This is a genomic window from Exiguobacterium sp. RM11, assembly GCF_059821525.1.
Map to the genome: position 1 here is coordinate 2,305,407 of NZ_CM187558.1, position 14,856 is coordinate 2,320,262.

Annotated in this window: 12 protein-coding genes and 1 riboswitch; of the genes, 4 read left to right on the forward strand and 8 right to left on the reverse strand. The window is 47.5% G+C overall.

Annotation, left to right across the window (positions count from 1 at the left end; all coding sequences use genetic code 11):
• The first annotated feature begins 115 nt into the window (after window positions 1–115).
• Window positions 116–2,170, forward strand: coding sequence for a sensor domain-containing protein (locus AC5LIL_RS12055; RefSeq protein ID WP_499824219.1), 2,055 nt, complete (start codon window positions 116–118; stop codon window positions 2,168–2,170).
• 18 nt (window positions 2,171–2,188) lie between these two features.
• On the opposite strand, the gene AC5LIL_RS12060 is transcribed toward AC5LIL_RS12055, so the two are convergent.
• The gene (locus AC5LIL_RS12060) at window positions 2,189–3,592 is read right to left on the reverse strand and encodes a basic amino acid/polyamine antiporter (RefSeq protein WP_499824220.1); all 1,404 of its coding nucleotides are present in this window, start codon (window positions 3,590–3,592) and stop codon (window positions 2,189–2,191) included.
• A 223-nt stretch (window positions 3,593–3,815) separates the two neighbouring features.
• Between AC5LIL_RS12060 and AC5LIL_RS12065 the strand changes: the two genes are divergently transcribed.
• Window positions 3,816–5,441, forward strand: a complete 1,626-nt coding sequence (locus AC5LIL_RS12065; protein WP_499824221.1) for a peptide ABC transporter substrate-binding protein — start codon at window positions 3,816–3,818, stop codon at window positions 5,439–5,441.
• 367 nt (window positions 5,442–5,808) lie between these two features.
• Here AC5LIL_RS12065 and AC5LIL_RS12070 read toward each other — a convergent pair whose 3' ends face one another.
• The 3 genes from AC5LIL_RS12070 to ade form a co-directional block, all read right to left on the reverse strand.
• Window positions 5,809–7,401, reverse strand: a complete 1,593-nt coding sequence (locus tag AC5LIL_RS12070) for a Na+/H+ antiporter NhaC family protein (protein ID WP_499824222.1) — start codon at window positions 7,399–7,401, stop codon at window positions 5,809–5,811.
• A 112-nt stretch (window positions 7,402–7,513) separates the two neighbouring features.
• Window positions 7,514–7,688: riboswitch (Lysine riboswitch) on the reverse strand.
• Window positions 7,689–7,745: 57 nt separating this feature from the next.
• Entirely contained in the window at window positions 7,746–8,030 is a 285-nt protein-coding gene (locus AC5LIL_RS12075; protein ID WP_015880753.1) for a hypothetical protein, read from the reverse strand.
• A 118-nt stretch (window positions 8,031–8,148) separates the two neighbouring features.
• Window positions 8,149–9,858: an adenine deaminase gene (ade, locus tag AC5LIL_RS12080; RefSeq protein ID WP_499824223.1), complete on the reverse strand. Its 1,710-nt coding sequence runs from the start codon at window positions 9,856–9,858 to the stop codon at window positions 8,149–8,151.
• A gap of 119 nt (window positions 9,859–9,977) precedes the next feature.
• On the opposite strand from ade, the gene AC5LIL_RS12085 reads away from it, so the two are divergent.
• Both AC5LIL_RS12085 and AC5LIL_RS12090 read left to right on the forward strand, forming a co-directional pair.
• Window positions 9,978–10,514, forward strand: coding sequence for a gamma carbonic anhydrase family protein (locus AC5LIL_RS12085; RefSeq protein WP_499824224.1), 537 nt, complete (start codon window positions 9,978–9,980; stop codon window positions 10,512–10,514).
• Window positions 10,515–10,623: 109 nt separating this feature from the next.
• Window positions 10,624–10,809 carry a hypothetical protein gene (locus AC5LIL_RS12090; protein ID WP_499824225.1) on the forward strand — a complete coding sequence of 62 codons (186 nt, stop codon included), beginning with the start codon at window positions 10,624–10,626 and terminating at the stop codon, window positions 10,807–10,809.
• A 96-nt stretch (window positions 10,810–10,905) separates the two neighbouring features.
• Here AC5LIL_RS12090 and AC5LIL_RS12095 read toward each other — a convergent pair whose 3' ends face one another.
• From AC5LIL_RS12095 to AC5LIL_RS12110, 4 genes are all read right to left on the reverse strand, one after another.
• The gene (locus AC5LIL_RS12095; protein ID WP_499824226.1) at window positions 10,906–11,460 is read right to left on the reverse strand and encodes a nitroreductase family protein; all 555 of its coding nucleotides are present in this window, start codon (window positions 11,458–11,460) and stop codon (window positions 10,906–10,908) included.
• Between the two features lie 95 nt (window positions 11,461–11,555).
• Window positions 11,556–12,848, reverse strand: coding sequence for a diaminopimelate decarboxylase (lysA, locus tag AC5LIL_RS12100; protein ID WP_271306075.1), 1,293 nt, complete (start codon window positions 12,846–12,848; stop codon window positions 11,556–11,558).
• A complete protein-coding gene (alr, locus tag AC5LIL_RS12105; protein WP_499824227.1) occupies window positions 12,818–13,906 on the reverse strand; it encodes an alanine racemase in 1,089 nt (362 codons plus the stop codon). Before alr ends, lysA begins: the two co-directional genes overlap by 31 nt.
• A gap of 14 nt (window positions 13,907–13,920) precedes the next feature.
• Window positions 13,921–14,847, reverse strand: coding sequence for a branched-chain amino acid transaminase (locus tag AC5LIL_RS12110; protein ID WP_427373531.1), 927 nt, complete (start codon window positions 14,845–14,847; stop codon window positions 13,921–13,923).
• Window positions 14,848–14,856: the final 9 nt, after the last annotated feature.

Genomic DNA, 14,856 nt, shown 5'->3' on the forward strand with positions numbered 1-14,856 from the left:
ATATGATGTCCCTCTTTCTTTTGACAATGGCGAACTTAAGCATTCCTTGAATTGGCAAAATCAGGTACACTGACAGTAGAATATGCATTTAGCATGACAGATTGGAGGAAATGATGTGGCTTCATTGCATGATTTATCGATTGACCAATTCATCGATGCTTTATCTGTACCATGTTGTTATATTTCTCAGGATGGTATGGTTCTGTTATGGAATACACATGCCGAAGTGTTATTCGGCTGGGAACGTGAAGAAGTCCTCCATCAACCGCTTCCTGTCGTTCGGCAGTTGGAACATGCTTTAGAGACATGGACACCGCTTCTCCTTCAATACCCATTTTCAACGACGGCGATGACGCCGTTTCAACATAAAGATGGGTCCGTCATCTACGCGACCGCATACTTGCAATCTTTTTCACTCGAAGGGATTAATGGCTATTTCCTCGCCTTTCTTCCGAAAGGGTTTGGACCGCTCATCAGTACAGAGCAGTTCAATTTGCTTCATCATTTTCAAGAAATGATCAAGCAATCGACCCATTACTTGGCGACGAACGCAAAAGGGGAGATTGTCGATATCAATCCATCCTTATGTCGTTTACTCGATGCAACGGAGCAGCAACTAATCGGACGAAACTGGTTCGATCTCATTCATGACGCAAGTGACCAGAACAGGATTTCACGTGATGTCTTAAAGTCCTTGGCGACAAATCGCATCTGGAACGGAGAAATGCCGATATCTTGCAAAGAGCATAATCTGGAACCGTGCTGGCTTAATTTGACCGTCGTGCCGATTGTGAGTGAAAAAAGTGATGTGATTCAGTATACGGCGTTCGGATTCGATGTTTCCGAAAAGAAACGTCTCGAAAAAGAGGTCCAATTCCTGGCTTATCAAAACGAATTAACAGAACTCTACAATAAAAAAGGATTCTTACGTCAATACGATTCAATCCTTCAACAAATCGATGAGCGAGAAGGACTTCTCCACATCGCCTTATTTGACATCGATCGCTTCAAAATCATAAACGAATCGTTCGGATCTCGCGTCGGGAATGAGCTCCTCGTCCAAATCAAGGAGCGCGCACTCCACCTCATCCCGGAATCCGCTTTATTGTTCCATCCGACGGGCGGACTATTCGGTGTCATGTATTTTGAAGAGTCGAAAGAAGAAGTGTTTCAATCACTCCGCCATCTGCAACACGAGTTGCAACGACCATTCAGAATCTATCATCACTCGATCATGGTCTCGATTTCGGTCGGCTGTGTGTTTTATCCGTCTTCTGCGAGTTCACTCGAAGAACTATATACACGTGCTGAAAGTGCCCTTTTCAAAGGAAAACAGATTGGGGTCGGTACGATTCAATTCGTGACAAAAGATATGGATGCCGCATTCTCAAGACAAATTCATATCGAGAAAGCCTTATACCGTGCGTTAGAAGAAAAACATTTTTATCTCGAGTATCAGCCGAAATATGAGTTGGCGACAGACCGTCTCATCGGCTTTGAAGCACTCCTTCGCTGGCATCACGAAGAATTGGGACAAATCCCACCTTCCGAGTTCATTCCGCTCGCAGAAGAGATGGCGCTCATCGTTCCAATCAACAACTGGGTCATTTTAGAGGCGACAAAACAATTGAAGACATGGAAAGCTGAATTTGACCAGCCTCTCTCGATGGCGATCAACATTTCACCAAACCAGTTCCGAAGCGACAGTTTCTTGAATACGCTTCGAAACATTAAGCAACAACTACAACTTGACCCGACAGATATCATATTAGAAATTACAGAAAGTTTGGTCATGCAACAAACCGATGAAATCATTGAGCGCATGGAGCAAATCAAGCGACTGAACTACCGACTGTCGATTGACGATTTCGGAACGGGATTCTCATCCTTGCAGTATTTGAAGTCATTCCCAGTCGATGAACTCAAAATTGATAAAGTGTTCCTCGACGATTGGATGACATCCAAATCTCACTTACTCGACGTGATCGTCCATCTCGGGAAAAGTTTAAACCTTCATGTTGTGGCCGAAGGAGTCGAAGACGAAGAGATGCTTCAGCATTTAAAGTCTACCGCGTGTGATTCATTCCAAGGTTACCTGTATGCAAGGCCTGCTTCTCCAGAGGCAATCGAACAATTACTCCGGTCATCAAAAAACTCACCGAACGCATGAAGCGTTTGGTGAGTTTTCTTATAATGCAATCGATGATGTCGAAAGACCATATATGCCATACGTGGCACACAACAAAATAATGACGGCGATGATCGACTGCGTACGTGTTAAGAACGGGCGTCCCTGTTCCCGCTCTGCTAAAAGAAAGACAAATACACCAGGTGCGTAAAGAATCATCGCAATCAGGACGTATTCGATTCCCGATGCATACAGTAGCCATGTGGCGTATAACGAAGCGATGGCAGAGATGACCATCATCCGTAACGATGCCGTCCGCTTCGCTTCCATCCATCCATAAAGTGCCGAGAAAAGATATGGAACGAGCGCTGCGATCCCAGCGATACTCGACAAGACAAGGTACGTCTGCTCCGAGAATAATGCAACAGCTGTGACGATTTGCGTAAACACCTGTGTGATCAATAATGCGTTCACTGGCGTGTCGTTTGCGTTCAGTCGATTGAACACTTTCGGGAAGACACCATCTCGACTAGCGACATATGAAATTTCTGTCGCTAAAATCGTCCATCCAAGCAATGCGCCTGTCAATGAGATGAGCAACCCGATATTGATCAATGTCGCACCAAACGGTCCAACGACCGCTTCTAACACATAGGCCATCGACGGTTCCGGTAATGCCGCAAGTTGCTCTTGTGTCATGACACCGAACGAGAAAATTGAAATCATCATATAAATCACCAAGGTACCGATTAAACCGATGACAGTCGCTCGACCTACATCTTTTTTCTGTCGTGCACGTGAAGATAAGACGACTGCGCCTTCAATACCAACGAACGCCCATAGTGTCACGAGCATCGTAGATTTCACTTGCGGAAAGACATCTGCAAAGACGAATCCCGAATCGCCCCAAAAATCGACCCGGAACGTGTCAATCTGAAACGCAAATAAAATCAGTACAATGAACAAGAAAATCGGAACGAGCTTCGCAATCGTCGTGACGATGTTCAACAGTGCCGCTTCCCTCATTCCACGGGAAATGAGCCAAAATAATCCCCATACCAAGATTGCACTGACGAACAAGCGGAACAAGCGATGTTCTGCCGAGAACACAGGGAAAAAGTACGCCAACGTGCTAAAAATCAAGGTGATGTTTGCCACTGTTCCAATCCAAGCAGACATCCAATAACCCCAGCCACTATTAAACCCGACGAATTTACCGAATCCTTCCCGCGCGTAGGCGTAAATGCCACCTTCTAACTCCGGACGTGTGTCCGCTAAAAACTGAAAGACGAAGGCGAGCATAATCATCCCGATCCCGGTAATGCCCCATCCAATCAAAACAGGTCCTACTCCTGCCCCTTGTGCCATGGCACCAGGGAGATTAAAGGCCCCTCCACCAATCATTGTCCCGACGACCATCGCCGCAAGACCAAAAAAGCCGATTCCGGCTGAATGTTGTTTCAAATTAACGCCTCCACTACTCTACAATCTTATCGAATAACTATACAAAAATATTGTATAATCATTCGTTGATTTTTCTATTCTACTTCCTAAAAGGATTGAGCGATAGACATTCTAAATAAGTTTATATTTTCGAATAATTTGAAAAATTTCATTGCACATTCATCCTAGATGTAGTTTAATTACAACATATTCTAAATTATCAGAATTTTCGGGAGGTTGTATAATGCGTAATAAAAAGTGGTTAGCTTTATCGGGGGTCGCATTATTAGCGACGGCAGCTTGTAGTACAGGGGACGATGCATCAAGTTCAGAAGACTCATCTTCGAGCGATGCGAAAAAAGAAATTTCGATGGTATCAGCAACGGACTTGCCACAGCTCGATCCAACACTTACAACGGATTCGACATCCATCATCGTCACGAACAACGTGTTCGAAGGGTTGTATCGTCTAGACGAGAACAATCAGCCGACACCAGGAATCGCCGAGGATGTCGAAGTATCGGAAGACGGTCTTACATACACGTTCAAACTACGTGACGCGAACTGGTCAGACGGTTCACCAATCACAGCCGAAGACTTTGTCTACTCTTGGAAACGCGCGCTCAATCCTGAAACAGGTGCAGAATATGCGTACATCCTTCAAGACTTGAAAAATGCGAACAGCATTCTTGCCGGTGAGGCATCGCTTGATGACCTCGGTGCAAAAGCGCTCGACGAGAAGACACTTGAAGTTCAATTAGAAGCACCAGCACCATATTTCTTAGGATTGACTGGTTTCCCAACTTATATGCCACAAAAACAAGAATACGTTGAAGAACAAGGCGAAGAATTCGCGACTTCTGTCGACAAGACGCTCTATAACGGTCCTTACGTGTTGAGCGAGTGGCAAGACAATGCGGGATGGGTCTATAAGAAAAACCCTGAGTATTGGGATGCTGAGAACGTCAAGATGGATACGATCAACGTAAAAGTCGTAAAAGACGTGTCAACAGGTGTCAACTTGTTCGAGTCTGGCGAAACAGATTACACGCTCCTCTCTTCTGAATTTGTACCACAATTTGAAGACAGCGACGAGTTCAAGACACGTGCCGATGCACGAATCAACTTCCTTCGCTTCAACCAAAAGAACGAAGCGCTTCAAAACGTCAACATTCGTGAAGCACTCGCAAAAGGATTTGACAAGCAAAGTGTGACGGATGTCATCTTGACGGACGGTTCACAACCTGCGAACTATATCGTGGCGAAAGACTTCACGTTCACCGAAGATGGTGCTGATTTCCGTGAGAAGTATCCTGACCTCCTCAGCTACAATGTCGATGAGGCGAAGGCTGCTTGGGAGAAAGGACTTGAAGAGCTAGGCGTTGAAACCATCGAACTCGAGTTCCTCTCGCGTGACGAAGAAGCGTTCAAGAAAGTCAACGAGTTCATCAAAGGCGAACTCGAGAAGAACTTGCCTGGGTTGACGCTCAACATTAAGCAGCAACCGTTCAAAAACTTCTTGGACCTCGAAGGAAAAGGCGAATATGACGTTTCTGCTGCTGGTTGGGGCCCTGACTATCAGGATCCAATGACATACCTCGACATGTGGGTCACAGACGGACCATTCAACCGTATGGAGTACTCAAACGACGAGTATGATCAATTGATCCAATCAGCGAAGAAAGAAGCCGATCAGATGAAGCGTTGGGAAACGATGCAAGAAGCTGAACGTATCCTTCTTGAAGAAGACTTCGCAATCGCTCCGATTTACCAAAAAGGTGAAGCATACTTAGAGCGTTCAAACATCGAGAACATGTACCGTCACCCGTTCGGTGCCGATGCGAGCTTCAAGTGGCTTGACGTCAAATAATGTGAGAACATCCTTGACCTCTATATGGATCAAGGATGTTTTCTGTCGTGAAAGTGATTTTTACTTATGAAGAGTTGGAGGCTATGGCTCACCCTATTGGCTACCGCAATCTGCATCCTCAATATTTCTGGATTGGATGACAAGAACATCTTATTATTTTTATCTTCGCCTCCATTCTGGTTGCTCGAGACACCTTGGTTTTCTTCGCACGTCATTCATCCGACCGTACTTCCGAAATGGACGCTTTATGTTCTGACAATCTCTTTTTGGTTCATATTCGGGGTACTACTCGATTATCTTGTACGTTCAAGGAAAGCCGTATACAAAAAATGACTTCCATCAAATCGATGGAAGTCATTTTCGTGTATTAAGCCTCACGCTTCGCGCGGAGTTCTGCAGGTACTTTCCCACGTTTTGAAATCACTTCTGCGATTCCAACCAATACGATAAACGAAATCAATGCCGCGAAGAATCCGATCCAAATCGACGCTGTAATCCCGAGCACCAAGTAACCGATCGCCGAGACGACCGCTGCAAGAATAGCGTACGGCAATTGTGTCACCACGTGGTCGATATGGTGTGAGCCCGCTCCTGTTGAGCTGAGAATCGTTGTATCTGAAATTGGTGAACAGTGGTCACCGAACACCGCGCCGGCCAATACAGCCGCAAGTGACGCGAGAAGGAGCTCTGGTTCCACTGCCATGATTAAGTCTGCCCCGATTGGAAGCATCAAACCAAACGTTCCCCAGCTCGTCCCTGTCGAGAATGCCATAATCCCAGCAATCAAGAAGAGAAGAAGTGGCAAGTACGAAGCGGCAATCGTATCCGTGACGAAGCTCGCCAAGTATTCCCCTGTCTTCATGTCACTGATAACTGCAATGATTGTCCAAGCAAACAAGAGGATGAGGACGGCTGGCCACATCGCACGTACGCCTTCCCATGCCGCTTTTCCATAGTCACGCGCCGGGATTTTACGACCGACAAGCAAAAGGAGTGCGACAATCAAGCTGATGACGACACCTGCGACGAGTGAACGTGTCACGTCTGTCGATTCGAACGCCCCAATCAATGAGAAGTCTTGACCATCTGCTGCAAGTGCTTGTCCACCTGTGTAGAGCATCGCCGAAACAGTCGCAATAATGAGTGTAATGATCGGAACGATCAAGTCGCGAACTTTTCCACCTTCGTGTTCATGCAAATCTTCGCTCATTCCCATTGGCTTCCCTTTTGCTGAATCATACAATTCACCTTGAAGGGCACGGAGTTCATGCGTACGCATCGGTCCGATGGCAAGTCCAGTGAAAGCCACATACGCTGTCAACAAGAGTGCGAAGACGGCATAGAAGTTCATCGGAATGATTTGAATGAATGCAGAGAACGATGAGTAACTATCAATCGAATATTTCGTCAAAATCCCAGCGATGATGGCGATGATGTACGCACCCCAACTCGAAAGCGGGCTGATGACACAGACAGGCGCTGCTGTTGAGTCAATCGTGTACGCAAGTTTCGCACGCGAGATGTTTTTACGGTCTGTAAGCGGACGACTGATGTTCCCGACTGCCAAACTGTTGAAGTAGTCATCAATAAAGATCAAAATACCAAGTCCAAACGATACGAGACGCGCACCGCGTGCTGTCTTAACGTTCGCAGCAGCCCATTCACCGAATGCGCGTGCACCACCTGACGTTTGAATGATTGACGATAAAATCCCGAGAAGGAGCAAGAACGCAATCAACAAGACGTTCCATTCGTTAATGGCTCCATCCGACCAGAATAGAGCGATAATGTTCGACCACAAGTATTGAATCGAATCAAGTGGATTGAAGCTATGCAAGAGAAGTACCCCTGCGACAATCCCGACACCGAGTGATGGGATGACCTTTCTTGTTGTGATTGCCATAATAATTGCGAGTAATGCCGGTACGAGTGAAAGTACCGAAGTTGAATAATCTACCATGCTGAATTCCTCCTTTTTTATTAGGATGAGGCCCCCCTATGCTTAAAAAAACGCAAAGCGAGGGCATCGGCAACAAAGCCGACACCCTCGCTGGATGTTCCGTCTTTCTTAGCCGACTTGGAGCGCTCCATACGTAAATATGTATGGCAGTCCGACGAGTGTTTCCCGTCAGCCCAGCACAACCCCACGGACATGGTGTTGCACTTCGGCGATTCTGCCTTTTTGTAGTCCTCATCGTTGTCATCCTCCGACTACTTACTCATCAGCATCGCACCTCTACCTCATCGATAGCACGAATATTCATTTAAAGTTACGTCTAAATTATCACAAGTTGACGTCACATATCAATAGTTTTTTTCATCACGAATGATTCGCTTCAAAACAGCAAGCGCTTCTTGGTCATTCGTCTCTACTGCTTTAAAGAAATCGTTGAAGAAGTGGTATAACACGAATCGGTCAGCGTGAGACTTCGTCTGTTCTTTAATCGTAGAAAAGATGAGTCGCCGTAAACGGCGTTTCGTCTGTGTTTCTTCTGGCAGTTCTTCACATCGGTCCTTGAAAGCACGATATACAGAATTGATCAATTCCTCATGTTCATCATACGACCGATTGTAAGCAACTTGTTCCATCTGTAATATCCCCCCTTTCAAATTTGACCCGATGAAACTTGTCGTAACTATACCAACTTCCTGTCAGTCATTCAATCGTTATCGACCGTTCTTAACAAAAATCATACGTTAGACCGAGTCAAGCGTTGATGAATGAGAAAGTGGTCACGTCGAACAATCCCATGTCGGTCAATTTCAAATCTGGAATGACCGGTAAGGCAAGGAATGACATCGTCAAATATGGGTTAAAGTGACGGTGTGCACCGACAACGTCGAGCGCATCATTTAACTGTTCGAGAATATCTGCGACTTCACGATAAGGACGTTTCGTCATGAGACCACCGATTTCAAGCGGGAGAACGGCGAGCACTTCCCCTTCCGATACGGCAACGACTCCTCCGCCTACTTTTTCAAGTGTTCTCGCTGCGAGTAACATATCTTCCGGGCTGACTCCAGCGATGACCAAGTTGTGGCTGTCATGGGCAACAGTAGCTGCAAGTGCACCTCGTTTTAATCCGAATCCTGTGACGGGAGCCAACGCCATGTGACCTGTCCCATGATGACGTTCGATGACGGCGAGCGTGGCGATATCCTGTGATAAATCTGCCCCTGACGCATCTGGTTGGAACGTGAGACGTTGTCGTTTCGTCAACAAACTGTTCGGGAGCACTTGAATGACATCCACTTCCTCTTCGCTCGGAGCAATTCGGAACGAGTCGGCTGTCAATTCAGGTAACGCCAGTTCACCTTTCATCGGCTTCGGCACTTCAATCCCCTCAGCGTCAAATGTCGCATTCCCCGCTTCGGCGACGAGCGTACCGTTGACGTACACCTGCTCGATTCTTACCGATTCGACGTCTGACAAGATGACGAAGTTTGCTTTCTTCCCAGGTGCGATGGCCCCGATTTCTTTTAACCCATAAGCTTCTGCAGCGTGTAAACTCGCCATCGCATAGGCCGTTTCTGGCTTGACACCTTGCTTGATTGCTGTACGAATATTGTAGTCAATTCCACCTTCTGCGACCAAGTCATCCAAATGCTTATCGTCTGTACAGAAGAGGAAACGATGGGCATTGCTTTCTGTCACGGCCAAACTGACCTTCTCCACATTTCGTGCAACAGAACCTTCGCGAATTTGAACGTAGAATCCACGTCGTACCCGTTCAATCGCCTCTTCTGCAGTCGTACATTCATGGTCCGTCATGATTCCTGCTGAGCGATATACATTCAATTGATCAGGATTGAGACCCGAAGCATGGCCATCCACGACTTTGCCCGCTTGTTCCGTCTGCACAATCTTTTGAAGCATATCCTCGCTTCCTGCTTCGACCGATGGATAGTCCATGACCTCACCTAATCCATGTACACCAGGGTCTCCTAAAAACGGTGCCAAGTCCTCTGCGTATAACTTTGCACCTGCATGTTCGAATGGTGTCGCCGGCACACAGCTCGGTAACATCATGCGGACGTCAAGCGGTAGCCCTTTTGCATCCGCTAACATATATTCAATCCCAAGCGCCCCGTTCACGTTCGCAATCTCATGCGGGTCCGCAATGACCGTCGTGACCCCGAGTGGCAAGACCGCTTTCGCAAACTCATGAGGTGGGACCATCGACGACTCGATATGGACGTGCGAATCGATAAAGGACGGGGCAAGCGTCCAAGTCGGGTTATGATATTCGACCTCTCCATCGTATCCTTCCCCAATTGCCACGATATACCCGGCATCGATGGCGACGTCCGTACGAATCGTCTCACGACTGTACACGTCAATCACAGCGACGTCTTTAAAGACGACGGCCGCTTTCTTTTTCTTTGCGGCGATGTCAATCAAATGTTGTTTCTCCATCTTTTGATCTCCTTATTCAACGTATTTTAACTATCTTACCAAGAATATTCTTTTCGTTGCAATTTCTTTTTCAAGTTGTGCGACAATGATAGCATATTGATCTGAAAGGGGTTACAACGATGCAATACAAACTAGGAGAACTGACACCACACGTCGATTCGACGGCTTATCTTGCACCAGGATCACATGTCATTGGCGATGTGACAATTGCGGCACACTCAGGAGTATGGTTCAATACCGTCATCCGTGGCGACGAGGGTCCGATTCGAATCGGTTCTTATGTCAATATTCAGGATGGTTCGATGATTCATCAATACGAGGGTTCACCAACCATTATCCATGACCGTGTCTCGATTGGTCATATGGCGATGATTCACGGGTGTGAGATAGAGGAAGATTGCTTGATCGGGATGCACGCTACCGTGCTCGATGGTGCAAAAATCGGGAAAGGGTCATTCGTGGCTGCGGGTGCGCTCGTCACACCGAATATGCAAATCCCTGAAGGGGTGATGGTGATGGGCGTACCAGCAAAAGTCGTCCGTCCTCTGAACGACGAGGACCGCTTCATTATGGAGAGAACCGTTAAGAAGTATGCGAAACGTGCTGAACAATACCAACAATCGTGCGTACCTGTAAGCGAAACGCACAGTTTATGAAAGCGTTTACAAGATTCATAAAATGTTAACGTTTCTCTCGAATTTTCTAAACAGTTCCTTTGTATACTAATAGTGTAGCCAAGCTGACGTATTGAAAGGAGCCCACTCTATGTATCCGAACCACGATCGACTCATGTTAGACCTGTACGCCTCATCGATTAACCCAAGTTATGGCCTTCATATCGATGATTCTTTCGATGATACGCTTCATGGTGCACATCGTGAGGTTTGGGAACGTATGCATTTGGATAATAGTAGAGAAGAAGATTCTAAAACTGGAGGAACGACTGGATGATTCCAACACCTGTGATTCAAGATTGGCTCGCAACTAAATTAAAACGATAACGGCTTCATATAGACGACGAGCGAAGGATAATCCTTCGCTCGTTTTTCATTCGAAAATGGTCAAGTGTGCATCAATCGGTTGCCTTGCTTTTGGTGTCGGAACGTCCTCGGTGTCATATTTCCCGATTTGAAGTAAACCGATAAACGTTTCCCCTTCCGCCCCAATCATTTCTTTCAAACGTGCATCGTCAAAAAGTCCACCCGTACGCCAGACCATTCCGATTTCCCGCTCACTGAACAGGAGTTGAATATTTTGAATAAATGTCGCCGTCGCGAGCAACGCATCACGATTCCCTTTTTCCGTTTCAAATCGCTTTGCCGTCACATACATACACGTCGCTGCATTCAAGATTCGTCCTGTCACCTTTTCACGCTGTCCTTCTGACGCCTCCGAGAAGGCGGGCTCGAGCGCATCGAGTAACACTTGTTTGCCATCCCCGTTGAACACATATACGTTCCATGGCTCGACTTTATTATGAAACGGTGCGTGGTGTGCCGATTGCAACACCTCATATAGCACCTTCGTATCAATCGGTTCTTCTTTGAACATACGAACGGTGCGTCTTTCTTCAATTAACTGTTGTGCTGCTGTCTTTGTCATGACCGTCACTTCCCCTTTTTTTCTCTTCTCTATCATAATTGAAAAACGTTCTCATTTCAAAATCAAAAAAAAAGACTACAGATTGCTCTGTAGCCTTAAATCGATTGGCCAATGACCTCGCATGCCACCAAGTCTTCAAACGTTTGGCGACGTACGACGAGGCGATGATGCCCATCCTTGACGAATACAACGGCAGGACGAAGCATTTGGTTATAGTTGCTCGCCATCGAGAAGTTATACGCTCCCGTTGCTTTGACGAGTAGCAAATCACCCGGTGTGACAGGAGGGATCAAAGAGCGGTTCGAGATGATGTCTCCCGACTCGCAACACGCTCCGACAATTTTTGCCTCGAGAGTCTTCTCTTCATTCATCCGAGTCGCTGCCACGACTTCATATTCTGCGTCATATAGCGCCGGACGAATGTTATCTGTCATCCCACCATCGACGGACACAAACGTGCGTACGCCACTCACTTCTTTGACGGTTCCCACCTCATAAAGCGTGGCGCCTGCATTGGCGACGAGCCAACGACCAGGTTCAATCCCGATTTTCGGAAGTGGCAATTCACGTGCCTCGACCTCCTCAACCAACGTCTCCATCACACGCTCCATCGTTTGTGCGAAGTCGAGACGCTCGTCTTCATCCAAGTAAGCGACACCGAAGCCACCACCAATGTTTAACACATCCGTCGTATAGCCGGTCTCTTGACGAATCGTATCCATGAAGCGCACCATCGTCTTCACCGTGTTGATGAAGAGGGTCGGATCTTGAATTTGAGAACCGACGTGACAGTGAATGCCCTTCAACTGTAAATGTTCCGCTTCCAACGTCGCACGAACTGCATCCAAATACGTATCGTCATGCGTCGGGAAACCAAATTTTGTATCAACCCCACCCGTTTGAATCGCCGCATGAGCACCTCCAACGACTTGAGGCACGATGCGGAGAAGAACATCGACTTCACGATTATATTCAGCCGCAAGTCCTGACAAGAGGCTGATTTCACGCATGTTGTCGATGGTAAAGTGTGTAATCCCCTGTTCGAGTGCGAACGTGATATCCAAGATCGTTTTGTTCGATCCGTGGACGTGAATGCGCTCTGCCGGTACACCGGCATGCAGTGCCACGTACATCTCACCCCTTGAGACGACGTCGACACTTAAACCTGCCGCCATTACTTTTTCATACACGGCCGCAATCGATAACGCTTTTGACGCGTATAACGCATACGTGTTCGGATACTTGTCTAGGAACGCATCCTGGACAATCCCGAGGCGACGCTCTAGTTCTGGCTCACTCATGATGTATAAAGGTGTCCCGTACGTCGCTTGAAGTTCACGGACGGACACACCTTCGATCAAACATTCTGATTGATTGGTGGTGTACATACAATTCCTCCTTCAAAGCGATGGGGGACACGCCATGAACGAGCACAGAGCTGTTCTGAATTGTTGGCATAGCCAACACGTGTCACGTCATCGATTTTCGTTTCTACCCCATACAGTGTGACCCGATCGCCGATTTGTACGTCGTCGTCCACTTTGATGAAGCTATGACTCATAAAGATATTGCTGACGAACGGATAGGCTTTCCCTTCAATATGAACAGGCAAGTGACGTCTCGCTCGCATTAACCCATCTCCGTATCCGACAGGAAGAACGGCGACGCGTTCCTTCGTTTCGGCCGTGTATCCCGTCCCATATCCGACGTGAGCGCCTGCTTCAATGTCATGGACCGCGACCACTTCCGTCTCCCAATAGAAAGCGGGAACCAACCATTCAACGGGTTCGACCGATGAATAGCCATATAAGAAAATTCCGACACGCACATGTGTGCAATGATGCAAGCGCGCGTCATCTTGAAGCGTGGCTGCACTATTTGCCGCATGGATCAATTCAAACGTATGACGTTCCATCAAACGCGTCGACCAGTCGGCAAAACGTTCGACTTGCACGCTATGCTCGACTTCCGCGTTATCTGCATCCGCGAGCGGGAAGTGCGTACATAATCCGACGAGGTCCAGTCCTTCATTTTGACAGAAGGCGACGATTTGTAGCGCTTCTTCAAACGTTTTGGCACCGAATCGGTTCATCCCGACATCTAGTTTCAAGTGTAGGCGAACTCCATCGAGATGCTCTCGCTGTGAGACGAGCCATTCATATGACCCGATGGCGACATCAAAGTCATGGGCATGCACGTGTTGCCACGTATAGACCGGATTCATGACGAGGACACGAGCCGCTTCTGCATGCGTTCGAACTTCGATCGCTTCTTCGATTGTTGTCACCATGAAGTGACGGACCCCTTCATCATACAAAGTCGTCACAACTGGCTCCATCCCTAGGTTATAGGCGTTGTTTTTCACGACTGCAAACACGGGGCGCCCAAGCGCTTCAATCCGACGTTTGTTCTCGCGAATCGCATTCAAGTCAATTGTGACTCCCATCGTTCAAAACTCCTTTACTCTTTAACTGCTGATTTTACAAACGTGACCCAATCACGGTGTTCCGGAAGTTGTCCTGTCACGGCTTCACGATAGCGTGTCAACATTTCTGTCGCGACCGACTGGATGCCGCCACCGATTGAGATGTGGTCGACCTCGATGACACTCGTCACCTCGGCTGCCGTTCCCGTCAAGAAGATCTCATCGGCTACATATAGCTCATCACGCCCGATGTGACGTTCTACGACTTCGTAACCTGCTTCACGCGCAAGTTGCATAATCGTCTGACGCGTGATGCCATCGAGTACGGAGCAATCGAGCGACGGTGTCGTGATTGTCTTCCCTTTGACGAGGAAGATGTTCGCGACGCTCGCCTCACTGACGTTTCCGTTCATATCGAGGGCGATCGCTTCATCAAATCCGTCACGAAGCGCTTCACCTTTTAGTAACTGAGAGTTCATATAGTTCGATGCCGCTTTCGCTTGCATCGGCATCATCGTAGAAGATACGCGGCGATACGAGGCTACTTTCGCCCGAATTCCGACTGTTTTGCTGAAATATTCGCCGAGCGGCCAACACGAGATGGCAACATGTACCTTCGTCTCTGCTGTCGGCATAAGTGCTTGCCAAGGTGTCCCGAGGAAGACGAACGGGCGGATATAACATGCTTCAAATCCGTTTCGTTCAATCAATTCCATCGTCGCTTGTTCGAGTTCGTCTACCGTGTAAGGTAGTGTGACGTGGTAGTATGCACACGAGCGAACGAGTCGCTCCAAGTGTTCACGTAAGCGGAAGATGGCTGGGCCTTCCTCCGTGTGATACGCGCGAATCCCTTCAAAGAACCCGCTTCCGTAGTGAATCGCGTGTGTCATGATACTCGTGTTTGCGTCAGTCGGCTCAATCCAAGCCCCGTCTTTCCACATCCATTGTCCATACTGTTCCATAATGCAACT